Source organism: Pseudomonas sp. Ag1 (assembly GCF_000278565.1).
Classification (GTDB): domain Bacteria; phylum Pseudomonadota; class Gammaproteobacteria; order Pseudomonadales; family Pseudomonadaceae; genus Aquipseudomonas.
In genome coordinates, this window is sequence record NZ_AKVH01000087.1 from 45,881 (window position 1) to 68,413 (window position 22,533).

The following is a 22,533-nucleotide window of genomic DNA, read 5'->3' on the forward strand; positions in this document are numbered from 1 at the left end:
AGAATAATGGGTGCATTGACAGGTTTGCGGGTGCTGGATTTAAGCCGGGTATTGGCCGGGCCCTGGTGTGGCCAGGTGTTGGCCGACCTGGGCGCGGAAGTGATCAAGATCGAACGGCCACAGAGTGGCGACGATACCCGCGGCTGGGGCCCGCCGTGGATGAAGACCGACACCGGCGAGTCGTCCGGGCAGGCGTCTTATTACCAGTCCACCAACCGCGGCAAACTATCCGTGGCCATTGACCTGGCCACCAGCGAAGGCCAGGAACTGGTGCGGGCCCTGGCGGCCAGCTCCGACGTACTGATCGAAAACTACAAGGCCGGTTCCCTGGCGCGTTATGGCCTGGATTACGCGACCCTGGCCGAGATCAATCCACGGTTGGTGTACTGCTCCATCACCGGCTTCGGCCAGACCGGCCCGCGCGCCGAAGAACCCGGCTACGACTTCATCATCCAGGGCATCGGCGGCCTGATGAGCATCACCGGCGAACGCGACGACCTGCCCGGCGGCGGCCCGCAAAAAGTCGGCGTGGCGTTCTCCGACCTGATGACCGGCCTGTATTCCACCGTCGCGATCCAGGCCGCGCTGCTCAGCCGCGAACGCACCGGCGTTGGCCAACACATCGACATGGCGCTGCTGGACGTACAAGTGGCAACCCTGGCCAACCAGAGCATGAACTACCTGGCCTCGGGCAAGGTGCCGCAGCGTTTCGGCAACGCCCACGCCAACATCGTGCCGTACCAGGTATTCCGCGCCGCCGACCGCGACTTCATTATTGCCTGCGGCAACGACAGCCAGTTTGTAGCGCTGTGCCACAGCATCGGTTTGCCGCACCTGCCGGAAGACCCGCGCTTTCGGCGCAATGCCGATCGGGTTGCGCATCGGGCGGAGATTGTCGAACTGTTGTCGGCGCACTTCCTGGGGCGCACGGCGGACGAGTGGGTGGCGAGTATTCACGCCTCGAAAGTACCGGTGGGGGCGATCAACAACATCGCGCAATCCCTGGAAGAGCCGCAGGTGATTGCCCGTGGGTTGATGGTGAAGATCCCGCATCCCAGGAATCCGCAGTTCGAGATGGTCGGCAGCCCGATCAAGATGTCAGGCACGCCGGTAGAGTATGTAAGGCCGGCGCCGATGTTGGGGCAGCATACCGATGAGGTACTGGGCGAGCGCCTCGGGTTGTCGGCAGAGCAGCTGGGGCAGCTCAAGGCAGGAGGGGTGATTGAGCAACTCGACTGAAGGATGGCGGCCCATAAGGCCGCCATCTTTGCGCACGACTTTTTAGCGCGCGACTTCTTTAAGGTAGGCAGTTCGGGCCGCAACGGCAGTCGGCGTGAAATCCGTAAACACACCGTCGACACCGGCGCGGAAAAAGGCCATGTATTCCGCCGCCGGGTTGCCCTTGTAGGCACCTGCCAGGTATTTGGCTTCGTTGCGGAAGGTGAAAATATGCACGAACAGGCCGGCCTTGTGCGCATCGCTGATCAGGCTGGTGGGCTTGAAGGTATCGACCTCGGGCAAGCCGGGGTTTTGCGCTGAAGCGGCGGTCAGCGACATCGCTTGCGGCTTCCATGGCCCGATGCCGTCGGCGTAGGTCTTGACCTCGGCCAGCCCGGCCGGGGTCAGCATCGCACCAAAGGCGCGTGGGTCGCCGGCGACGGTCCAGCTGTAGGGGCGGCCGCTGACGAAGGTGTTGGGTTTGTCGGTGATGAAAATGGTCTCGCCGGTCTTGAAGTTCACCCCGTTCCCATCCACCAGTTGAACCGCCCTGGATTGCAGGCCGATGGAGCGCAGGTATTTCAGGCTGTTCGGGTCGAAGCTCTGCACGAACACCGGCGCGTCTTTGCGATTGAGGTTGTTGTCTTCAAGGGTCTTGAGAAACGCCGCTTCGAACGGATGACTGCCCGGCGAGCCGCAGCCGTTGGCGATGGCCTGGGCATTGTTCCAGATCGGGTTCTTGCTTTCCGGGTAGGTGGTAATCACGCGGCCCGTGGCGGCGCTTTTGGCTTTCGCGATGTCGATCACTTCCTGGAAACTCAGGATCGGCAGCTTGCCGTTGAGTTCGGTCGGGCGCTCGTCGCGGGCATCATACGTCGTGCCGCCGATCCATTGCTTGAGTTCGGCCAGGGTGAAATCGCTGATTGACCAGTCGTTGGTATGGTCTTCGCCATCCACGATCAAGGACTTCAACACGGATTTTGGATCGTTGGGGTCAGTCAGATCACTCAGGTACTGGGCCGGGCCATTTTCTGCAGTGGCCGGATACCTGACGTTAACCAGTACACCCGGCACCGTGCGCTTGCGGCGTGCAACTTCGGGATTGGTCTTCGCGACGTCGCTGATGTTGGTGTTGTCGCTCAACCAGGGATTGTGCCGGGCCACCAATACACAGTCCTTGGTCATGTGCAGGTCCAGCTCCAGCGAATCCGCACCAGCGTCGGCTGCATGCTCGTAGGAGGCCCGGGTTTCTTCCGGGTACAGTCCTGGCAGGCCGCGATGGCCGATAACCAGCGGCGGTGCACCGTCCAGGGTTTTGAACGAAGCAGGCGCGACAGGCGTGCTCCTGGTCACACTGTCACACGCGCTCACCGTCAGGCTGCATCCGATAACGATAAAACGGGCAAGCAGGGTTTTTACCGCTGGCGGGCCTGAGCGAGTGTGCATGTGTCGTCCTTCAAGAAGAGGGTAGGGGCGGGGTATCTGCGGATGTTGGCGTTGACGTATGACAGCGTCGTGACAGGAAGTGGCGTGGTGATTTTCCAGCGCGGCGCACCTGGGGTGAAGCAGAAATCTCACTGAATGCTTGACTTCTCCTTTTCAATCAGTAACATACGGCGCATTCCGCGATAGCTCAGTTGGTAGAGCAAATGACTGTTAATCATTGGGTCCCTGGTTCGAGTCCAGGTCGTGGAGCCAGATAGTAAAAAAGCCTGCAGCGATGCAGGCTTTTTTTTGCCTGGAATTTGTCCCGGACACTCGATTCAGGCGTGCCCTCGAAACAGGCGATATTCGGCTGGCATGCACACCGCACAAGGACGAAATCCCGCGGCGACAGCCGTCGCTTCATCGAGAAAAAACACGCGATTTTTCACGTAGCCGCCACGCGCAATGGCTCCCAGCGCCGCACGACAGTCGAGCTTTCCATAGCGCTTGCCGCGACGGTGACCGCCCAGCGTTCCCGGCTCGGGGCTTGGGAAGGGGCTTGCGTCTGCGCCCATCAGCATCCACACGTTTTTGTCAGCCATCGCCTGTCCTCCTGCCGTAGCAGCCTGCGGTACCTCCGCCATGTATCGCTGATTAGATCGGCTGGCACACCCGGTTTCTTGCTTTTTTTATCGCTCAGAAAGGCTCAAAGTCGGGCACGCTATCCATTTCTGCTTTTCGACAGGATTCGAACATGTCAAAACTTCCCGAAACGTCCAACGATCCCTACCAATGGCTTGAAGACGTCGACGGCACGCGTTCACTGGACTGGGTACGCGCCCAGAACCTCAGGACCGAAGACCGGCTCGCCCGCTCCGACAGCTTCAAGCAGATCAAGGCCGATGTGCTGGAGATACTGGACTCGGACAGCAACATCCCCTACGTCGATAAGGTCGGCGCCTATTACTACAACTTCTGGATGGACGCCGCCCACCCGCGGGGCCTGTGGCGTCGCACCACGCTGGCGGAGTACCGCAAGCCTCAACCTGCCTGGGAAACGTTGCTGGACCTTGACGCACTGAACGCCGCCGAAGGCGAAAACTGGGTGTGGCACGGTGCTGATTTCTTGCGCCCGGACTACCAGCGCTGCCTGCTGGCGCTGTCCCGTGGCGGCGCCGATGCGAATGTCACCCGCGAGTTTGATCTGGCCAGCAAGACCTGGGTCGAAGACGGCTTCCAGTTGCCCGAGTCCAAGGGCGGCCTGGGCTGGATCGACCGTGACAACGTCTATGTCTATACCGATTTTGGTGAAGGGTCGATGACCCGTTCCGGTTACCCGCGCATCGTCAAGCAGTGGCAGCGCGGTACGCCGCTGAGTGCCGCCAGTCTTGTCTATGAAGGCGCGCTGGATGATATGTACATCGCGGCGATGCACGACGACACGCCCGGCTACGAGCGTGACTTCGTCAGCCGCACGCTGGCGTTCTACAACAACGAGCTGTACCTGCGGGGCAGCGACAACCAATTAAGCAAAATCGACGCGCCGAACTCAGCGGAAAAGTCGGTGTACAAAGACTGGCTGCTGCTGGAACTGCGGGAGGACTGGACGCTTGATGAAGTGTTTGTGGCCGGCTCGTTGCTGGCGATCCGGTTTGATCGCTTCATGGCAGGCCAGCGGGATTTCGAGGTGCTGTTCACCCCTACGGACAGCACCTCGCTGGCAGGGTTTTTCTGGACGTTGAATCACCTGGTGCTGAACGTACTGGATCACGTCAAGAACCGCCTCAGCGTCCTCACTCCCGGCGCGAACGGCTGGCAGCACAGCCCGTTCACCGGGGCGCCGAGCATGGGGACGGTGGATGCCAGCGCAGTGGACAGCGACGACAGTGATGCCGTCTGGCTGGTGACCACTGACTACCTGACGCCGACCACCTTGTCGCTGGCCGAGATCGGTCATCCGCCCGAGGTACTGAAAACCCTGCCGGCCTTTTTCGATTCCAGCCAGCACGTGATCGAGCAGCACTTTGCGGTCTCCAGGGACGGCACTCGTGTGCCGTATTTCCTGGTGCTCGGCAAAGACCTGCCGCGCAACGGCACAGCGCCGACCTTGCTCTATGGTTACGGCGGCTTTGAATACTCCCTGACCCCGTATTACTCCGGTAAGGCAGGCCGCGCCTGGCTTTCGAAGGGCGGGGTGTACGTGGTTGCCAACATTCGCGGTGGCGGTGAATACGGCCCACGCTGGCACCAGGCCGCACTCAAGCAGAACCGTCCGCGTGCCTACGAAGATTTTGCCGCAGTGGCCCGTGACCTGATCGACCGTGGAATTACTTCGCCCCGACATCTGGGCGCGGAGGGTGGCAGCAACGGTGGTCTGTTGGTCGGCAATATGCTTACTCAATACCCGGAACTGTTCGGTGCAATCGTCTCCCAGGTGCCCTTGCTCGACATGCAGCGCTATCACCTCCTGTTGGCCGGGGCGTCGTGGATGGGGGAATACGGCAACCCGGACGTACCTGAAGAGTGGGCGTACATCCAGACGTTTTCTCCATACCACCTGTTCGATCCGGCGAAGGCCTACCCACCGGTGTTTTTCCTGACCTCGACCCGCGATGACCGGGTGCATCCAGCCCACGCCCGCAAGCTGGCGGCGAAGATGATCGAGGCCGGCAAGGACGTGACGTGCTACGAAAATATCGAAGGTGGGCACGGCGGGGCGGCAGACAATGCACAGGCTGCGCATATGAGTGCGCTGGTCTACAGCTTTTTGTGGGAGAAGTTGAGTTCTAATCGGGACTGAGTGTTGCCAGCCTTAATTGCTGGTACGCCTGCACCAATTGGTCGAGCGTAAACCCAAGGTTTCTGCCGCTGGGATTGGGCAGAACCCACACCGCCGCACACCCCAGGGTGTGCGGTTGAAGCCCCCAGGTAATCTGCTTCTGCCCGCTCAACGCGCTATAGGCGGCCTTTCCCAGAAACGCCACATACCGTGGCGCATAACGTGCGATCTTGCGTTCAAAACCCGCCGCCGCCGCCCTGAATTCATCCGCCGACAACTGGTCCGCCCGGGCCGTAGGCCGCTCCACCACCGTGGTCAGTCCACACTGGTATTGCAGGATCGTGCGGTCGTTCTCCGGCTGCACTTCATGGGGCGTAAACCCGGCCAGGTGCAGCGTGCGCCAGAACCGATTGCTCCTGCCCATGAAGTGATGCCCGGTGGTGGCGGCCTTCAGCCCCGGGTTTATGCCGCAGAAAATCACGGCCAGGTCTTTGGTCAGAATGTCTTCGAGTGTTTCGTTCATGCTGAGTCTCAGGCAAGTGTCTTTCACGACGTTGGGAAAAACACAGGGGCGGTCTGGCGTATCGCGTTAGTCGGGATACCCTGTGAACCTGTTCAGGCTATCTTTACAGCGGCCATCATGGTTAACGGGGCCCGCAGGTCAACAGCAGAGCTGCTTTATGTGGGAGCGGGCTTGCTCGCGAAAAAACCGAGAACGCCGCGTTGAATCAGGATGCCAGCGTCATCGTTGACGACCTTCGCGAGCAAGCCCGCTCCCACATTTGACTGTGCCCGCTCTTGATTTTGATCTTGGGCGGCCCGCGGAGTAATGCCGGCAAGAGCGGAACCAATATCAGCCATTACCTAAATAACCGATATGCCCCCTAACCCAACAACGCCCGAGCAAACTCATCAGACGCAATAAAGTCCATGGCCTTACGCAACTCGCAAGCCGCCTCAGCCCCAAACACCTCATCAAACCGCACCGCCATCTGCCTGGACACCACCCGCGCCTCTTCGTATTTACGCTGCCCCGCGTCGGTCAACAGCACCCGCCGGCTGCGACGGTCCAACTCATCCACCCGCAACACCACAAGCCCATCCCGCACCAGCGGCTTGAGCGTATGCCCCAGGGCCGACAAATCCATCACCAACGACTGCGCCAGGTCGCGCATCTTCGGAGCGTCCCCGTTGGCGATGTGGTTCATCAGCGAATACTGGGTGGCCTTCAGACCAAACGGCGCAAACGCCTCGTCATAGATCTGCGCCATACGACGGGACGCGCGCCGCACGGCTCCGTTGGAACAGGTGCTCGGGCTATTCAGGACAGGCGGTGCGCATTTCACAGGCTGATCACTCGCTACAGATCAAGGGTTAACCGAACGTTAATCCGGCAAGATGAATATTGACACATGCTGCAACAAATTAGTTGCGTATGCCACTAAACGCTATATCGTGGCATATGCCTCTATTTTGACCGGATGTCAGTGCAGTTGGCCCGGAACACAGACGGGCGGGGCAGGAGGGAAGCGCTGTTCGGTACCTCCTTCAGTCATCAACTTCCTGTCTGGATCACATCTATGCTCAACCTCGTGCGCATCGCATTGCGGCGCCCCTATACCTTCCTGGTATTGGCTATTTTCATTCTGATTGTGGGCCCGCTCGCGGCCTGGCGTACTCCGACCGACATCTTCCCCGAAATTCGCATCCCCGTGATTGCCGTGATCTGGCAGTACACCGGCTTGCCGCCCGACCAGATGGCCGGCCGCATCACCTCGCCGTTCGAGCGGGTGCTGACCACCACGGTCAACGACATCCGCCATATCGAGGCGCAATCGCTGAACGGCTACGGCATCGTCAAGGTGTTCTTCCAGCCGGGAGTCAACATCAGTACGGCCAACGCGCAGATGACTTCGGTGTCCCAGGCCATCCTGCGTCAACTGCCGCCGGGCACCACGCCGCCGCTGATCCTCAACTACAGCGCCTCGACAGTGCCGATCGTGCAGTTGGCCTTGTCCGGCAAAGGCCTCAGCGAACAGAAACTCGGTGACCTGGGCCTCAACACCGTGCGCCTGATGCTGACCACGGTGCCCGGTGCCGCACTGCCATACCCCTTCGGCGGCAAGACCCGCCAGGTGCAGATCGACCTCGACTCCGCACGCATGCAGGCCCGTGGTCTCTCGGCGCAGGACGTGGCCACTGCCCTGGCCACGCAGAACCTGATCACCCCGGTGGGCACGCAAAAGATCGGCAGCTACGAGTTCAACCTGCAACTGAACAACTCGCCGACGGACTTCCACGACCTGGAAAACCTGCCGATCAAGACCGCCGACGGCACCACCGTGTTGATTCGTGACGTGGCCACGGTGCGTGACGGCAACCCGCCGCAGACCAACATCGTGCACGTCAACGGCAACCGCTCCGTGCTGCTGCCGGTGCTCAAGACCGGTTCGGCGTCGACCCTCGGGGTGATCGCCGGGATCAAGGACAAACTGGCCGACAACAAAGGCGCCTTGCCGCCCAACCTGAATATCGACCTGATCGGCGACCAGTCGCTGTTCGTGCGCTCGGCCATCAGCGGCGTCGCCCGGGAAGGGATCATTGCCGCCGCGTTGACCAGCCTGATGATCCTGCTGTTCCTCGGCAGTTGGCGCTCCACGGTGATCATCGCCACGTCGATCCCGCTGGCCATCCTGTCGTCGATTGCCACGCTGTCGGCGCTCGGCGAAACCCTCAACATCATGACCCTCGGCGGCCTGGCATTGGCCGTGGGGATCCTGGTGGATGACGCTACGGTGACCATCGAAAACATCAACTGGCACCTGGAACAGGGCAAGCCGGTGGAGACGGCGATCCTCGACGGCGCGGCGCAGATCGTCACGCCGGCGTTCGTGTCGCTGCTGTGTATCTGCATCGTGTTTGTGCCGATGTTTTTCCTGGAAGGCGTGGCGCGCTTCCTGTTTGTGCCGATGGCCGAAGCGGTGATCTTCGCGATGATCGCCTCGTTCATCCTCTCGCGAACCCTGGTGCCGACCCTCGCCAATTACCTGCTCAAGCCTCACGAACATCATGCGGACGGTACGCCGGTGGTGGCGCCGTCGAGCAACCCGCTGGTGAAATTCCAGCGCGGGTTCGAGCGCCAGTTCGAGGCGTTTCGCGGGGTTTACCACGGGGCATTGGAGAGTGCCTTGCACCACCGTCGTATCGCGGTGATCGCGATGCTGGCGTTCGTCGCCGTGTCGTTTGCGCTGGTGCCATTCCTGGGTCGCAACTTCTTCCCCGACGTCGACTCCGGGCAGATCCTGTTGCATGTGCGTGCACCGATCGGCACGCGGGTCGAGAGCAATGCGCGGCTGGTCTCGCAGATCGAGAACACCATTCATAACGTGATCGAGCCCCGGGAGCTGGCGGCCATCGTCGACAATATCGGCCTGGCCATCAGCGGGATCAACGTGGCCTACAACAACACCGGCACCGTGGGTTCACAGGACAGCGACATCCAGATCAGCCTGAAAGAAGGCCATCGTCCCACCGCCGAATACATGCGCGAACTGCGGGAGCGGCTGCCCCGTGAATTCCCGAATGCGGTGTTCTCGTTCCCGGCTTCGGACATCGTCGGGCAGATCCTCAACTTCGGTTCTTCGGCGCCGGTGGATGTGCAAGTCAGCGGCAATAACCTGCCCGCCAACTTCACCTACGCCAGCACGTTGCTGCGGGAAATCCGGCGGGTGCCGGGTGTGGTGGATGCGCGTATCCAGCAGTCGCGGCAACTGCCCACGTTCAAGATCGATGTGGACCGTACCCAGGCCCAACTGGTGGGCCTGAACGAGCGCGATGTGACCAACAGCCTGGTGGTCAACCTGGCGGGTTCCAGCCAGGTGGCGCCGACGTTCTGGCTCAACCCGGCCAACGGCGTGTCTTATCCGATTGTGATGCAAACCCCGCAGTACGGCCTCGACACCCTGGCCGCCCTGCATAACCTGCCGTTGAGCGGCAGCCCCGGTTCGGCGCAAGACCAGACCCTCGGCGGCCTGGCGTCCATCGAACGCAGCCACGCGAACTCGGTGGTGACCCAGTCGGACATCCAGCCGGTGGTCGAGGTGCTGACCGCAATCCAGGGCCGCGACCTCGGTGCCGTCGCCGCCGACATCCAGAAGATCATCGCCGCCCACGCCAGCGAAGTGCCCACCGGCTCCAAGGTGCTGTTGCAGGGTCAGGTGCAAACCATGAACGCGGCCTTCAGTGGCTTGCTGTTTGGCCTGCTTGGCGCGGTGGTGCTGATCTACCTGCTGATCGTGGTCAACTTCCAGTCCTGGGCTGACCCGTTCGTGATCATCACCGCCTTGCCGGCGGCGCTCGCGGGCATCGTGTGGATGCTGTTCATTACCCACACGCCGCTGTCGGTACCGGCGCTGACCGGGGCGATCATGTGCATGGGCGTGGCCACCGCCAACGCCATCCTCGTGGTGAGCTTTTGCCGCGAACGCCTCGCGGTGCACGGGGATGCGGTGCAGGCGGCGCTTGAAGCCGGCTTTACCCGTCTGCGCCCGGTATTGATGACCGCGATTTCGATGATCATCGGCATGGCGCCGATGGCGCTGAGCCTGGGGGAGGGCGGCGAACAGAATGCCCCGCTGGGCCGTGCGGTCATCGGCGGGCTGGCCTTTGCCACCATTGCCACGTTGTTCCTGGTTCCGCTGATTTTCAGTCTTGTGCACGGGCGGCGTCAGCACGCCACGCTTGCGACCACCGCCACTCAAGGGGTTTGACATGTCTGCTTCCGTTTCCAATTCGGGTTCGCCCCGCCGTAAATCCCGTGGTCTGCTCTGGCTGGTGCTGGGGCTGGTGGTCCTGGTTGCCGTGGTGGTATTCGGCATCGGCGTGCGCGCCAGCGAATCCCATGACCTGAAAACCTGGACCGATGCCCAGGCGTTGCCCAGCGTGATCCTGATCACCCCGAGCGTGCAGCCCCAGGGTCCGATCCTGAACCTGCCGGGGCGCCTTGAGGCGTACTCCCGGGCGTCGATCTTTGCCCGGGTCAATGGCTACCTCAAGACCTGGAACGTCGACATCGGCGACCACGTGAAGGCCGGGCAACTGCTGGCCGAAATCGACACGCCGGAGCTCGATCAGCAACTGCTGCAAGCCAAGGCCGTGCTGGCTTCGGCCCAGGCCGACGAGTCGCTGGCACAGACCACCGCCAAGCGCTGGCAGGCAATGCTTTCGTCGGACTCGGTGTCGCGCCAGGACGTGGATGAGCGCACCGGCGACCTGACTGCCAAGCAGGCCAAAGTGGTCGCGGCCAGGGCCAACGTCGACCAGTTGGTTGCCACCAAGGGCTTCCAGCGCTTGACTGCGCCGTTCGCCGGCGTGGTCACTGCACGCTCCACCGATGTGGGGGCGCTGATCAGTGCCGGTGGTGCCACCGGCAAAGAGCTGTTCGCGGTCTCCGACGTCAGCCGCCTGCGGGTGTATGTGCAGGTGCCGCAGTCGTCGGCGCCGCAGATCCAGGTGGGTACCGTGGCACGTCTGAGCGTGCCGGAATATCGCGGTGAAACCTTCAACGCCAAGGTGATCGCCACCGCCGATGCGGTGAACGCCGCGTCCGGCAGCACCCTGGTGCAACTGTTGGTGGAGAACCCCGGCAGCCGCCTGTTGCCGGGCGGCTACACCAGCGTGCAGTTCACCTTGCCGGTGCAGACCGACGTGCTGCGCCTGCCTGCCAGCGCCCTGGTGTTCGATGACAAGGGCATGCGCGTGGCCACCCTCGACGCGAATAATCATGTGCACTTCAAGACCGTGACCATCGCCCGGGACTTCGGTGACAGCGTGGAAATCGGCAGCGGCCTGGTCGCCACCGACCGCGTGATCGACACCCCGCCCGACGGCCTGGCCGACGACGATTCGGTGCAGCTGGCCGCCAATCCCGTGGAGGCCAAACCCCATGGCTAAGCGCACTTGCCTGGTATTGGTCGCGACCCTGGGCCTGGGCGCCTGCCATCTTGCGCCGCCGCTGGACGTGCCGGAGGTACCCATTGCCGCGCAGTTCCATACCCAGGGACCGTGGACCGTCGGCACGCCGAACGACCAAGCAAGTCGCGACGGTTGGTGGCACATCTACAAGGACCCGCAACTGGACGCGATGGAGCAGCAGTTGCTACAAAGCAACCCGGACTTGAGCGCGGCACTGGCTCACTATTCCCAGGCCCAGGCGTTTTTGGCCCAGGCGCAATCCGGGCTGTTTCCAAAGCTGATCGGTTCCAGCAATGCCCAGCGCATTCGCCAGTCGGACACCCGCCCACTGCGCTCTGCCAGCCCGCCGAATGTTTACGATTCCGGGACAGTGGGGGTCGAACTGGACTATGAAGTCGACCTCTGGGGCCGTGTGCGCGACACCGTTGCCGCCGGCACCAGCGACGCCCAGGCCGCCAAGGCCGACCTGGCCTCAGTGCGTCTGAGTTTGCAGGCGCAATTGGCCGACAGCTACATCCGCCTGCGTGGCATCGACCGGCAAGACCAGTTGCTGCAGGAAACCAGCGATGCCTATGCCAAGGCTTTGAGCCTGACCGAAGGCTTGCACGGCGGCGGTATCGTCTCCGGGCTGGACGTGGCGCGGGCGCGTACCCAACTGTCGACGGTCAAGTCGCAGCTGAGCCAGAATTTGGTGCAGCGTGCAGTGCTTGAACACTCGATAGCGGCGATGCTGGGTGAGTCCGCATCGACCTACACGATTGCCCCAAGCGTCGCGGATATCGCCTTGCCCGGGGTGCCTACCGGTGTACCGTCTACGCTGTTGCAGCGTCGGCCGGACATCGCCGCTGCCGAGCGCCGGATTGCCTCGGCCAATGCACGCATAGGGGTGGCGAAAGCCGCCTGGTTCCCGGCCCTTACCCTGAGTGCCCAGGGTGGTTTCCAGAGTGATGAGTTCGCGCACTTGTTGAGCGCGCCCAACATTTTCTGGGCAATTGGCCCGTCGCTGGTGGGGACGATTTTTGACGGCGGCGCGCGCCAGGCCGGGGTGGACAGTGCCAAGGCGGCAACCGATGAAGCCGCAGCCAAGTATCGTGGTGTAGTGTTGACCGCGTTCGAGCAGGTGGAGAACAACCTCTCGATCATCTCCGGGCTCGACACCGCCCTGGTTGACCAGCGCGATGCGGCGGCAGCCGCGCAGTACGCCGAGGACTTGTCCCTGGCACGCTATCGCCAGGGTGGCGCGGCGTACCTGGACGTGGTGACGGCGCAGGTAGCGTCGTTGCAGGCACAGCGCACGGTGCTGGATCTGCAGACTCAACAGTTAAGCGCCAACGTAGGGCTGATCAAGGCACTGGGTGGCGGCTGGAATATGGCCCAACTGGCCCAAAAGAACCTGTAGGAGCGAGCGTGCTCGCGAAGGTCGTCGACCACACCGCGGGCATCCTGAAAGAACACGGCGCCCTCGAGTTTTTCGCGAGCAAGCTCGCTCCTGCCGTTAGTTGTTGTGAACATTGAATCCAAGGAGTAGTGGCATGACTGATTACGTACCGCCAAAAGTCTGGACCTGGAAGACCCAAAACGGCGGCACCTTCGCCAGCATCAACCGGCCCATTGCCGGCGCGACCCACGACAAGGAATTGCCGGTAGGCCGTCATCCGTTGCAGCTGTATTCATTGGCAACGCCCAATGGCCAGAAGGTCACGATCCTGCTGGAAGAGCTGCTGGCCCTGGGTCACAAGGGTGCCGAATACGATGCGTGGTTGATCAGGATCGGTGACGGCGACCAGTTCGGCAGCGGCTTCGTCGGCGTGAACCCGAACTCGAAGATTCCCGCGCTGCTGGACCGCAGCGGGCCCAAGCCGATTCGGGTGTTCGAGTCGGGTGCGATCCTGCAGTACCTGGCCGAGAAGTTCGGCGCGTTCCTGCCCACCGAACCGGCGGCCCGTGCCGAATGCCTGTCGTGGTTGTTCTGGCAGATGGGCAGCGCGCCGTACCTGGGCGGTGGTTTCGGGCATTTCTATGCCTACGCGCCGACCAAGATCGAATACGCCATCGACCGCTTCGCCATGGAAACCAAGCGCCAACTGGACGTACTGGACAAGCAATTGGCCGAGCACGAATACATTGCCGGGGATGAGTACACCATCGCCGACATGGCGATCTGGCCGTGGTACGGCGGCCTGGTGAAAGGCCGCTTGTATGAGGCGGGGGAGTTTCTCTCGGTGCAGGATTACAAGCACGTCGTGCGCTGGGCCAATGCCATCGAAGCGCGGCCGGCGGTGCAGCGTGGGCGCCGGGTCAACCGTGTGTCGGGCGAGCCGTCAGAGCAACTGCGCGAGCGGCATGAGGCGTCGGACCTCGACCTGCACCGTTGATAGAGCTGGCAACCCACACCTTGTGGCGAGGGGGCTTGTCCCCCGTTGGGCTGCGCAGCAGCCCTGAAAATTCACCGCGTTTTTTCAGGAAAATTCGGTGAGCTTATTGGGGCTGCTGCGCAGCCCAACGGGGGACAAGCCCCCTCGCCACAGGTTTCAGCGGTGCCTTCACGGCGTTCCCACTTGGCAATCACCAGCGGTGCCAGGGCATTGCCCAGCACGTTCAACGCGGTGGTCGGCATTTCCATCAGGCGATACACCCCGGCGATGAAGGCGATGCCCTCCAACGGCAAGCCCGCACTCGCCAGGGTCGCCGACAGAATCACGAACATGAACCCCGGCACCCCGGCCGCGCCCTTGGATGTCAGCACCATGGTCACCACCAGCAGGGCCTGGTCGCCCAGGCTCAGGTCGATGCCATACAGCTGCGCCACAAACAGCGTGCCGATCCCCAGGAACAGCGACGCACCGTCCAGGTTGAACGAATACCCCACCGGCACCACAAAGCTCACCAGTGAAGGCGGCACGCCGTAGGTTTCGAGCTTCTTCATCAGTTGCGGCATCACCGCCGCCGAACTGGCGGTGGAGAACGCCAGGATCAGTTCATCCTTGATATGTCGCATCAACGCAAACAGGTTGATCCCCCACAGCCGCGCCACCAGGTTGAGCACCACCAGCACGAAGAATGCAATCGACACGTAGCTGACCAGGATCAGCTTGGCCAACGGCAACAGCGAGCTGAACCCGAAGTTGGCCACGGTCACTGCGATCATCCCGAACACGCCGATGGGCGAGTAGGCCATGATCATCGACGTGACCTTGAACATCGCCTCCGACACCCCGCGCAGCAGGGCAATCACCGGGTCCTTGCGCTCGGCGGGCAAGCGCGAAACCCCGAGGCCAAACATCACCGCGAAGAACAGCACCGACAGCAGGCTGCCCTGGGCCATGGCGTTGATGACGTTGTCCGGAATGATCCCGACAATGATCTGCCCCAGGCTGTGGCCGCCGCCGGCGCTGCTGGTGGGCAAGCTCACGGCACTCGCTTGCAGGCTGGCCAGTTCGGTACCGGCACCCGGCTTGAGCAGGTTGCCCATCACCAGCCCGACGATGATCGCCAGGGTGGTGATGCAGAAGAAATAGCCCAGGGACTTGACCCCGATGCGTCCCAGGGATTTACCGTCACCGTGCCCGGCAATGCCCACCACCATGCAGGCAAACACGATGGGCACGACGATCATCTTCATCAGCTTGATAAAGATATCGCCCGCCGGTTGCAGCAGGTTGTCCACCAGCCACGGCCGGGATTCGGGAAAACGGTGCAGCAGGGCGCCGATGGCGATGCCGGCGAGCAAGCCGATCAGGATTTGCCAGACCAGCGCGATGCGGGGCTTGTGCATGGGAATGCCTCATTTATATCAATGATTATGAGTGTTGTTCTAGGCAGTCAATGAGCGGCCATCCCTGGCCGCCGGGTGGGGCGGGAATCCGTCAGCGCAATCGATGGCACGCTTCATTCAGGCGACGGCAACCTTCTTCAATCACGTCAAGCGAGCTGGCGAAAGACAGGCGGATATACGGCGACATGCCGTACGCCGCGCCGCTTACGGTGGCCAGGCCGTGTTCCCGCAGCAGGTGCTCGGCCAGTTGGGTGTCACTGTCGATCCGCTCGCCGTGGGCGGTGGTCTTGCCCATCAGCCCGGCGACGTTGGCGAACACGTAGAACGCGCCATCCGGTGGCGTGAAGCTCACGCCGGGAATGTCTTCGAGCAGGCCCAGCATGCGTTCGCGGCGTTGCTGGTACACCTCGCGCATCCCGGCGATGGGCGCCTGATCGCCAGCGAAGGCGGCAACTGCGGCAGCCTGGCTGAGGGAACTGGGGCAGGTGGTGGTTTGCGAAAGCAGCTTGGCAATGGCCGCGATCAGCCAGGCCGGGCCGGCACCGAAACCCAGGCGCCAGCCGGTCATGGCGTAGCCCTTGGAGGCGCCGTTGACGATCAGCGTGCGCGGCTTCAGGTCCGGTGCGAGTCGGGTCAGGGAAACGTGGCGGGCATCGTCGTAGACGAAGTGCTCGTAGATCTCGTCCGCCATGATCAGCACATGGGGATGGCGCCGCAGCACCGCGGCCAGGGCCAGCAGTTCGGCCTCGTTGTACACCGCGCCGCTGGGGTTGTTCGGGCTGTTGAGGATCACCCATTTGCTGCGCTGGGTGATCGCTTGTTCCAGGGCCTGAGGCGACAGCTTGAACCCCAGTGACTCGTCGCCGGGAATGATCACCGGCGTCGCGTCATTCAGCCGTGCGATGTCCGGGTACGACACCCAATACGGCGTGTGCACGATGACTTCGTCGCCGCGATTCAGGGTCGCCGCCAGGGCGTGATAAATGATGTGCTTGCCACCGCACCCGGCGATCACTTCGTCCAGCCCATAGTCCAGCTGGTTATCGCGCTTGAGCTTGAGGCAGATCGCCTGGCGCAGGGCGAGGGTGCCGCTGGTGGCGGTGTAGTGGGTGTCGCCACCGTGCATCGCGGCGCTGGCTGCTTCGAGGATATGCGCGGGTGTATCGAAGTCCGGCTCGCCCACGGTGAAGTTGACGATGTCCCGGCCCTGGGCGCGCAGTTCGCTGACCAGTGCATTGGCGGCGATGCTCGGGGAGGGCGCGATGCCCAGCACCCGGTCGGACAGAAAGGCAGTGCTCATGATGACTCTCCTCAGCCTGCCAGTCCGGCCTGTTGCAACACCTTGTCGATCCAGCTCTGGCGCACTGCACCGCTGGCGATTTCGGCTTTGACTTGCTCTTCATGGGCCGCGTGTTGCGCGGCCTTGCGCAGCACTTCGGCGGCGTCGGCCTGGGAGAAGGCGACCAGGCCGTCTTCGTCACCCACCAGCACATCCCCCGGGTTGATCAGCATGCCGCCGATGGACACCGGCACATTCACCTCGCCCGGGCCGGTCTTGTAGGGGCCGCAATGCACCACGCTGCGGGCGTAGCAAGGGGTGTCCTCGAAGCTCGCGACATCGCGAATCGCCCCGTCAATCACAAACCCCACGCAGCCGCGTTGCTGGGCGTAGAGCTTGACCAGTTCGCCGATCACCGCGTTGTTGGTGTCGCCCTGGGCGTCCACCACCAGCACGTGGCCCGGCTCCAGCATGCTCAAGGCCTTGTAGATCAGCAGGTTGTCGCCGGGGCGGGTTTTCACCGTGAGCGCGGTGCCCACCAGCTTGCCGGTGCGGTTGTAGCGGTTCAGCCCACGGGCGCCGATGTGCCGGCCGAGGTTGTCGCTGATGTGCGGGGTGACCACGTGAGTGAAGGCTTCAAGCACTTCGGCGCAAGCCAGAGGTGGGTTGGGGAGGATGCGGGAACCGGGCAAGGACATGGCTGTAACTCCGATTGATCTTATGGGTCTGTGGCTAGATCTTAGGAGTGATGAACATACAGTTTTAGCGATATTTTATTATCTGATAGGATCGATTTTTCTCATGGGAGGTGGCCGATGATCACGTTCAAGCAAATCGACGCGTTGTACTGGATTGCCGAGCTGGGCAGTTTCGAGGCCGCGGCGAACAAGCTGAACATGTCGCAGTCGGCGATTTCCAAGCGCATCCAGGAGTTGGAAGAAACCTTCGATGTGGAGATTTTCGACCGCAGCAAACGCAATGCGCGGTTGACGGAAAAGGGCGCCGAGTTGCTCGACTACGCCAAGGACCTGCTGGAGCGTCGTGACTACATGCTGGAGCGGGTCAGCACCCGTGAAGTGCTGGTGCGCAGGTTTCGCCTGGGGGTGACGGAATTGACGGCTTTCACCTGGTTGCCGGCGCTGGTGGAGGCGTTGCGCGAGGCCTATCCCAAGGTGCAGATCGAGCCGTCGGTGGAGTTGAGCAGTGAGCTGTTTCGCAAGCTGGAGAGTGATGAGCTGGACCTGGTGATCGTGCCTGATGCCTACAGTGATTCGCGCTTCCTGAGTACGCCGCTGGGCAGTGTGGAAAACGCCTGGATGTGCGCACCGGGGTTGGTCAGCGAGGCTGATCCGGTGGGGCTTGAGGCATTGGCCGGGTATACGGTGTTGACCCAGGGTTCGCACTCGGGGACGGGGCTGATTTATGAGCGCTGGTTGGCAGCGCATGCTGTGCAGATGCCGCGCAAGTTGACCAGTCATAACCTGTTGGTGCAGGTCGGGCTGGCGCTGTCGGGGGTGGGGGTGAGTTATTTGCCCAAGGGGTGTTTGTCGCATTTGATCGAGCGCGGGGAGCTGCGCGCGCTGGTGACGGAACCGGCGCTACCGAGGGTCGGGTATGTGGCGTTGCATCGCGGGGATCGGCAGTTTGGCTTGAACCAGAATGTGGCGCAGTTGGCGGTGCAGTGTTGTGATTTTTCGCGGTTGTTGTTTTAGTTTTTCGAAGCAGTGAGCGAGTCCTTAAAGACCTACCCGGTGTAATCCATCATGAAACGCCATTTCGAAGATTTGCAGCTGGGCAGCATCGAGCTGTTCTGCCTGGCCGCCGAGGCCAGCAGCTTTACCGCCGCCGCCCAGGTGGCAGGCGTGACCCCGGCGGCGGTGAGCCGCAGCATCTCGCGGTTGGAAGAGCGCCTGGGCTCCCGGCTGTTTGTGCGCACCACCCGCAGCATCCGCCTGACCGATGGCGGCCGGACATTTTTCGAGCAATGCCGCCAGGCGCTGACGCAACTGGTGGAAGCCCAGCAGGAAATGATGGGCGCGCAATCGGTGCCGTCCGGGCTGTTGCGCATCAGCATCCCGACCACCTACGGCCATCACCGGATCCTGCCGCTGCTGCCGAAATTCCGTGCGCTGTACCCGCAAGTCAGCGTGGATATCCACATCAGCAACCGCAACATCGATTTCGTCGCCGAAGGTTATGACCTGGCCATTCGCGTGCGGGCCCAGCCGGACTCGACGCTGATTGCGCGGTTGCTGGAAGACGCCAGGCTGGTGGTGGTCGCGACGCCGTCATACCTGAAGCGTGCCGGCACGCCCCAGGCCCTGGAGGATTTGCCGAACCATGAGTGCATCCAGTACGAATTGCCGAGCAACGGGCGGCGCATTTCCTGGCTGTTCCAGGTGGACGGCAAGGAGCGGGAGTTTGCCGGGGAAGCAGGCTACAGCTGCTCTGACGACGTGCTGGGTGGCGTAACCCTGGCCAAGCACGGCGCGGGGTTATTCCAGACCTACAAGTTCATCGTCGAGGAGGAGTTGGCCAACGGCAGCCTGGTGGAAGTGTTGCAGCCTTACGGTGGTCGCTCACGGCCGTTTACCTTGCTGTATCCCCATGGCCGCTATGTACCGCATCGGGTGCGGGCGTTTGTGGATTTTCTGCTGGAGCATCGCGCCGAATGGGCGGCGCTGTAGCGGCGGATACATCCCAGGTCAGCATCAGTTGGCCGATGGCAGTATCGATGGCATCAGCGTCGACGCCATCCCGGGCCAGGATCGACACGCCTTGCAGAAAACTGTCGTAGACCGTGGCCATGGCACGGGCGTTGGTCTCGGCCGGTAACTGGCCTGCGCGGATGCCGCGCTCGACACAATGCACGATGCCCGCCCGTGTGCGCTCTCGCGAATGGGTCAGCCCATGGGTGACTTGTGCGTTCTCGGGGGAGGGCGCGCTCATCACGCCCAGGGCTACCATGCAGCCTTTGGGATGCCCCTCTTCACACTGCATGCGTGCCGATTGGCGCAACGCCGTCTCGATGGCCTGGCGCGGTGGCAGGCTGTCATCCCAGAGGCATTCGGTGACCTGGGCGAACGTCGCCAGATAACGCTGCACGCACTCCTGGAACAGCGCGTCCTTGGAGCCGAACGCCGCGTAGAAACTCGGCGCGGAGATGCCACCGCCCAATCCGGCTTTCAACTGGCTCAGGGACGTCGCGTCGTAACCGTGCTGCCAGAACAGGTGCATGGCCTGTTCCACGGCCTTATCGCGGTCGAAGGTGCGGGGGCGGCCCATCTGTGCCATGTGGAAATCCTCTCGGGTGATGAGATAAATACTAGTCGATACATAAGTCGTTGACAACGCTGCGCGGGGCGCCCAACATTTATATCGATCGGTATTTAAGTCCTCTCGCTCAAGGAGTTTCCCTGTGACCCCCTCAACCACTTTATCGGCAGACGCCGTTCCCGACCGCTTGCCCATCGGCGCCTTGCTCGCCCTGGCCATGACCGGTTTTATCTGCATCGTCACCGAAACCCTGCCGGCGGGCCTGTTGCCGCTGATCAGCGATGGGCTGGGAGTTTCAGCCTCCATGGCCGGGCAGATGGTCACCGCGTATGCGCTGGGCTCGGTGCTGGCGGTGATCCCGCTGACCATCGCGACTCGCGGCTGGCGTAGACGCAATGTGCTGCTGCTGACCATCGTCGGTTTTCTGCTGTTCAATTCGATCACCGCGCTGTCGTCCCACTACGGGCTGACGCTGCTGGCGCGATTCCTTGCGGGGATGGCAGCGGGGCTGGCCTGGAGTTTGTTGGCCGGCTATGCGCGGCGCATGGTTGAGCCACATCAGCAGGGCAAGGCGTTGGCGCTGGCCATGGTAGGAACGCCGATTGCCCTGTCACTTGGCGTACCGCTGGGCACCTGGCTGGGTGGGCTGGTGGGCTGGCGCACCACGTTCGGGATCATGTCGGCACTGACCCTGGTGTTGATTGTCTGGGTACTGGTGAAAGTGCCGGATTATCCCGGCCAGTCGGCCCATCAGCGCATGCCGTTGCGCAAGGTGCTGACCACGCCGGGCGTACGGCCAGTGCTGGCGGTGGTGATCTCATGGATGCTCGCCCACAACATTCTCTATACCTACATCGCGCCGTTTGTGGCCCCGGCGGGCTTGGTGGACCGTGTGGATCTGGTGTTGTTGGTGTTTGGTATAGCGGCGCTGCTCGGGATTTGGGTGACTGCCCGGTTGGTGGATGTGGCGTTGCGCAAGACGGTGCTGGTCAGCCTGGCGGGCTTTGCGGCGACGTGCCTGGCGTTCGGTTTTCTCGCGCAAGTGCCGGGCGTTATTTACCTCGGCGTGGCGGTCTGGGGCTTGAGTTTTGGTGGCGCTGCAACGCTGTTGCAAACCGCGTTGGCGGACGCAGCCGGGGATGGTGCGGACGTGGCGCTGTCGCTGAATGTGGTGGCCTGGAACAGCGCGATTGCCGGAAGCGGCGTGGTGGGTGGCGTGTTGCTGGATACCTGGGGCGTGGCGTCTTTCCCCTGGGCAATGTTCGTGTTGCTGGCGGTGGGCTTCGCGATTGTGTGGTGCGCGCGATTCCATGGCTTCAAGCCGGGACACAGGGCCCACGGTAAACCTGTGGTTGGCGGGCACTGATATTTCCAAAGTCTTTGGAAAAACCGCTTCTAACATCAGACAAATCTTAAAATAACCTGCTGCTCGGCCGATATCCCGGGGCATAGGCTTTATCACCCCCGGGAGTATCGGCATGCGCATCAAGAGAATGTCTGCAATCCATGTTGGCCTGTTGTTCAGCCTGTCCGGTGCCTGCATGGCCGCGAGCCCGGTGGGGCAGGGAGTCATCTCGTTTCACGGCAGCATCGTCGAAGCGTCTTGCACACCGCTCGCCGTGGCCAACGGGATGAAACTCAACAATTGCCCTACGTCCGCACGCGGCAGCGCCATCAGCGTGCGCAGTGTGCAACCGGTGGGCTCGGTCACGGCCCTCGACCACAGCGCCGTGAACGTGAAGCTGGTCGCCGACAGTGGCCGGGGAGACCGCTATTACCAGCAGCAATATGCGTTGGTGGATGGCCAAGGGAGGCCTGTGACGTCGGGGCAGTATCTGATTACATTAACGTCACCTTGAGAGATGGCAGTGGATCAACCCGATGAACCTGACTGGACACAACCTCGCGCTCCTGACTTCCCTCAGCGTCTTGCTTGAGGAGAGGAACGTCACGCGGGCGGCGGCGAAGCTCAACCTGACGCAGTCGGCGTTATCCGCGCAGTTGTCGCGGTTGCGTGACCTGTTCGGCGACCCTTTATTGATGCCTGCTCAGTCCGGAAAAGGCATGGTGCTGACAGCACGTGCCGAACATTTGCGTCAGCCGTTGCGCCAGGCGTTGCAGGTACTGGGGACGGTGGTCGGTGACCTTCCATGCTTTGATCCTGCCAAGTCGGACCGGACCTTTGTGATTGGCGCGAACGATAACGCCGCTGCGATCGTCGCGCCCCGGCTGGTGCAGCTTGTGCAGGCTGCGAGTCCTGGGGGCATCCGGGTTTCGATACGTGCGATCGACCAGGTGTTGCTTGGCGATCAGTTGGAAAGCGGCGAGATTGACGTCGCGCTGGTATCACACAGCCGTATCGGGAACCTGTCGCACGAGTTGCTGCTGCAGGAAGAATTCAAGATGGCCCAGCGCGCCGATCACCCTCGCGGATCCGCGCCACCAACGCTGGAGGAATACCTGGGCCTGGAGCATGTGGTGGTGTCGGGTGCCGTGAACAGCTTTCACGGTTTTATTGATGATGTGCTCGCGCAGAAGGGGCGTGCGCGCCGTGTCGCGGTGTCGGTGCCTTACTACAGCATCGTTCCATTGCTGCTGCAGAACAGCGACTGTGTAAGTGTGCTTCCGTCCCGTTTCCTGAGCCGTTATGAGCGCTCGCTGGCGGCCCTTGCTCTGCCCCTCGAGGTGCGCGACTTCAGTTTGTTCTCTGCCTGGCATCCACGGTTCGACAAGGACCTGGCACATCTCTGGTTGCGCGAACAACTCAAGCTCTGCGTGCTTTCCTGACGACATCAGGCCCTGGCAGGT

Annotated in this window: 19 protein-coding genes and 1 tRNA gene; 12 read left to right on the forward strand and 8 right to left on the reverse strand. The window is 62.3% G+C overall.

Translation table 11 applies throughout. From position 1 onward, the window contains the following. The first annotated feature begins 6 nt into the window (after positions 1–6). A complete protein-coding gene (locus A462_RS22680; RefSeq protein ID WP_003216714.1) occupies positions 7–1,239 on the forward strand; it encodes a CaiB/BaiF CoA transferase family protein in 1,233 nt (410 codons plus the stop codon). Positions 1,240–1,281: 42 nt separating this feature from the next. Here the strand turns inward: A462_RS22680 and A462_RS22675 are convergent, their stop codons facing one another. Continuing rightward, positions 1,282–2,664 (reverse strand): glycerophosphodiester phosphodiesterase family protein, encoded by a 1,383-nt coding sequence (locus A462_RS22675; protein ID WP_008433251.1) that lies wholly within the window; start codon positions 2,662–2,664, stop codon positions 1,282–1,284. Positions 2,665–2,840: 176 nt separating this feature from the next. Between A462_RS22675 and A462_RS22670 the strand changes: the two genes are divergently transcribed. After that, positions 2,841–2,916 (forward strand) — tRNA-Asn (locus A462_RS22670). 65 nt (positions 2,917–2,981) lie between these two features. Here the strand turns inward: A462_RS22670 and A462_RS22665 are convergent. Then, positions 2,982–3,245 (reverse strand): Ada metal-binding domain-containing protein, encoded by a 264-nt coding sequence (locus tag A462_RS22665; RefSeq protein WP_008433253.1) that lies wholly within the window; start codon positions 3,243–3,245, stop codon positions 2,982–2,984. Between the two features lie 152 nt (positions 3,246–3,397). Between A462_RS22665 and A462_RS22660 the strand changes: the two genes are divergently transcribed. Further along, entirely contained in the window at positions 3,398–5,443 is a 2,046-nt protein-coding gene (locus tag A462_RS22660; protein WP_008433255.1) for a prolyl oligopeptidase family serine peptidase, read from the forward strand. On the opposite strand, the gene mug is transcribed toward A462_RS22660, so the two are convergent. Together mug and A462_RS22650 are read right to left on the reverse strand one after the other, a co-directional pair. Further along, on the reverse strand, positions 5,430–5,945 hold the full coding sequence (mug, locus tag A462_RS22655; RefSeq protein WP_008433256.1) for a G/U mismatch-specific DNA glycosylase: 516 nt from the start codon (positions 5,943–5,945) through the stop codon (positions 5,430–5,432). The two genes, A462_RS22660 and mug, sit on opposite strands and share 14 nt — an antisense overlap. Positions 5,946–6,306: 361 nt before the next feature. Beyond that, positions 6,307–6,693 (reverse strand): MarR family winged helix-turn-helix transcriptional regulator, encoded by a 387-nt coding sequence (locus A462_RS22650; RefSeq protein ID WP_003207888.1) that lies wholly within the window; start codon positions 6,691–6,693, stop codon positions 6,307–6,309. A gap of 309 nt (positions 6,694–7,002) precedes the next feature. On the opposite strand from A462_RS22650, the gene A462_RS22645 reads away from it, so the two are divergent. The 4 genes from A462_RS22645 to yghU all read left to right on the forward strand — a co-directional run bounded on the left by A462_RS22645 (position 7,003) and on the right by yghU (position 13,770). After that, on the forward strand, positions 7,003–10,191 hold the full coding sequence (locus tag A462_RS22645; protein ID WP_008433261.1) for an efflux RND transporter permease subunit: 3,189 nt from the start codon (positions 7,003–7,005) through the stop codon (positions 10,189–10,191). A 1-nt stretch (position 10,192) separates the two neighbouring features. Beyond that, entirely contained in the window at positions 10,193–11,374 is a 1,182-nt protein-coding gene (locus A462_RS22640) for an efflux RND transporter periplasmic adaptor subunit (RefSeq protein WP_008433264.1), read from the forward strand. Further along, positions 11,367–12,794 (forward strand): efflux transporter outer membrane subunit, encoded by a 1,428-nt coding sequence (locus A462_RS22635; RefSeq protein ID WP_008433267.1) that lies wholly within the window; start codon positions 11,367–11,369, stop codon positions 12,792–12,794. The genes A462_RS22640 and A462_RS22635 overlap by 8 nt, the downstream gene beginning before the upstream one ends. Before the next feature lie 133 nt (positions 12,795–12,927). Beyond that, the gene (gene yghU, locus A462_RS22630; RefSeq protein WP_008433268.1) at positions 12,928–13,770 is read left to right on the forward strand and encodes a glutathione-dependent disulfide-bond oxidoreductase; all 843 of its coding nucleotides are present in this window, start codon (positions 12,928–12,930) and stop codon (positions 13,768–13,770) included. A gap of 71 nt (positions 13,771–13,841) precedes the next feature. On the opposite strand, the gene A462_RS22625 is transcribed toward yghU, so the two are convergent. The 3 genes from A462_RS22625 to A462_RS22615 form a co-directional block, all read right to left on the reverse strand. Continuing rightward, on the reverse strand, positions 13,842–15,170 hold the full coding sequence (locus A462_RS22625; protein WP_008433270.1) for a cation:dicarboxylate symporter family transporter: 1,329 nt from the start codon (positions 15,168–15,170) through the stop codon (positions 13,842–13,844). A 91-nt stretch (positions 15,171–15,261) separates the two neighbouring features. Continuing rightward, a complete protein-coding gene (locus A462_RS22620; RefSeq protein ID WP_008433272.1) occupies positions 15,262–16,470 on the reverse strand; it encodes a pyridoxal phosphate-dependent aminotransferase in 1,209 nt (402 codons plus the stop codon). Between the two features lie 11 nt (positions 16,471–16,481). After that, positions 16,482–17,147, reverse strand: a complete 666-nt coding sequence (locus A462_RS22615; RefSeq protein WP_003207901.1) for an RraA family protein — start codon at positions 17,145–17,147, stop codon at positions 16,482–16,484. A gap of 117 nt (positions 17,148–17,264) precedes the next feature. On the opposite strand from A462_RS22615, the gene A462_RS22610 reads away from it, so the two are divergent. Then, positions 17,265–18,161, forward strand: a complete 897-nt coding sequence (locus tag A462_RS22610) for a LysR family transcriptional regulator (RefSeq protein WP_008433274.1) — start codon at positions 17,265–17,267, stop codon at positions 18,159–18,161. A gap of 51 nt (positions 18,162–18,212) precedes the next feature. Continuing rightward, positions 18,213–19,136, forward strand: a complete 924-nt coding sequence (locus tag A462_RS22605) for a LysR family transcriptional regulator (protein WP_008433275.1) — start codon at positions 18,213–18,215, stop codon at positions 19,134–19,136. Here the strand turns inward: A462_RS22605 and A462_RS33220 are convergent. After that, positions 19,039–19,743 carry a TetR/AcrR family transcriptional regulator gene (locus tag A462_RS33220; RefSeq protein WP_008433276.1) on the reverse strand — a complete coding sequence of 235 codons (705 nt, stop codon included), beginning with the start codon at positions 19,741–19,743 and terminating at the stop codon, positions 19,039–19,041. The two genes, A462_RS22605 and A462_RS33220, sit on opposite strands and share 98 nt — an antisense overlap. Before the next feature lie 124 nt (positions 19,744–19,867). Here A462_RS33220 and A462_RS22600 point away from each other — a divergent pair, with 124 nt between their 5' ends. The 3 genes from A462_RS22600 to A462_RS22590 all read left to right on the forward strand — a co-directional run bounded on the left by A462_RS22600 (position 19,868) and on the right by A462_RS22590 (position 22,512). After that, positions 19,868–21,091 carry an MFS transporter gene (locus A462_RS22600; protein WP_008433277.1) on the forward strand — a complete coding sequence of 408 codons (1,224 nt, stop codon included), beginning with the start codon at positions 19,868–19,870 and terminating at the stop codon, positions 21,089–21,091. A 112-nt stretch (positions 21,092–21,203) separates the two neighbouring features. After that, positions 21,204–21,584, forward strand: a complete 381-nt coding sequence (locus A462_RS22595) for a type 1 fimbrial protein (protein WP_003207908.1) — start codon at positions 21,204–21,206, stop codon at positions 21,582–21,584. Between the two features lie 22 nt (positions 21,585–21,606). Then, on the forward strand, positions 21,607–22,512 hold the full coding sequence (locus A462_RS22590; protein WP_003207910.1) for a LysR family transcriptional regulator: 906 nt from the start codon (positions 21,607–21,609) through the stop codon (positions 22,510–22,512). The last annotated feature ends 21 nt before the right edge of the window (positions 22,513–22,533 follow it).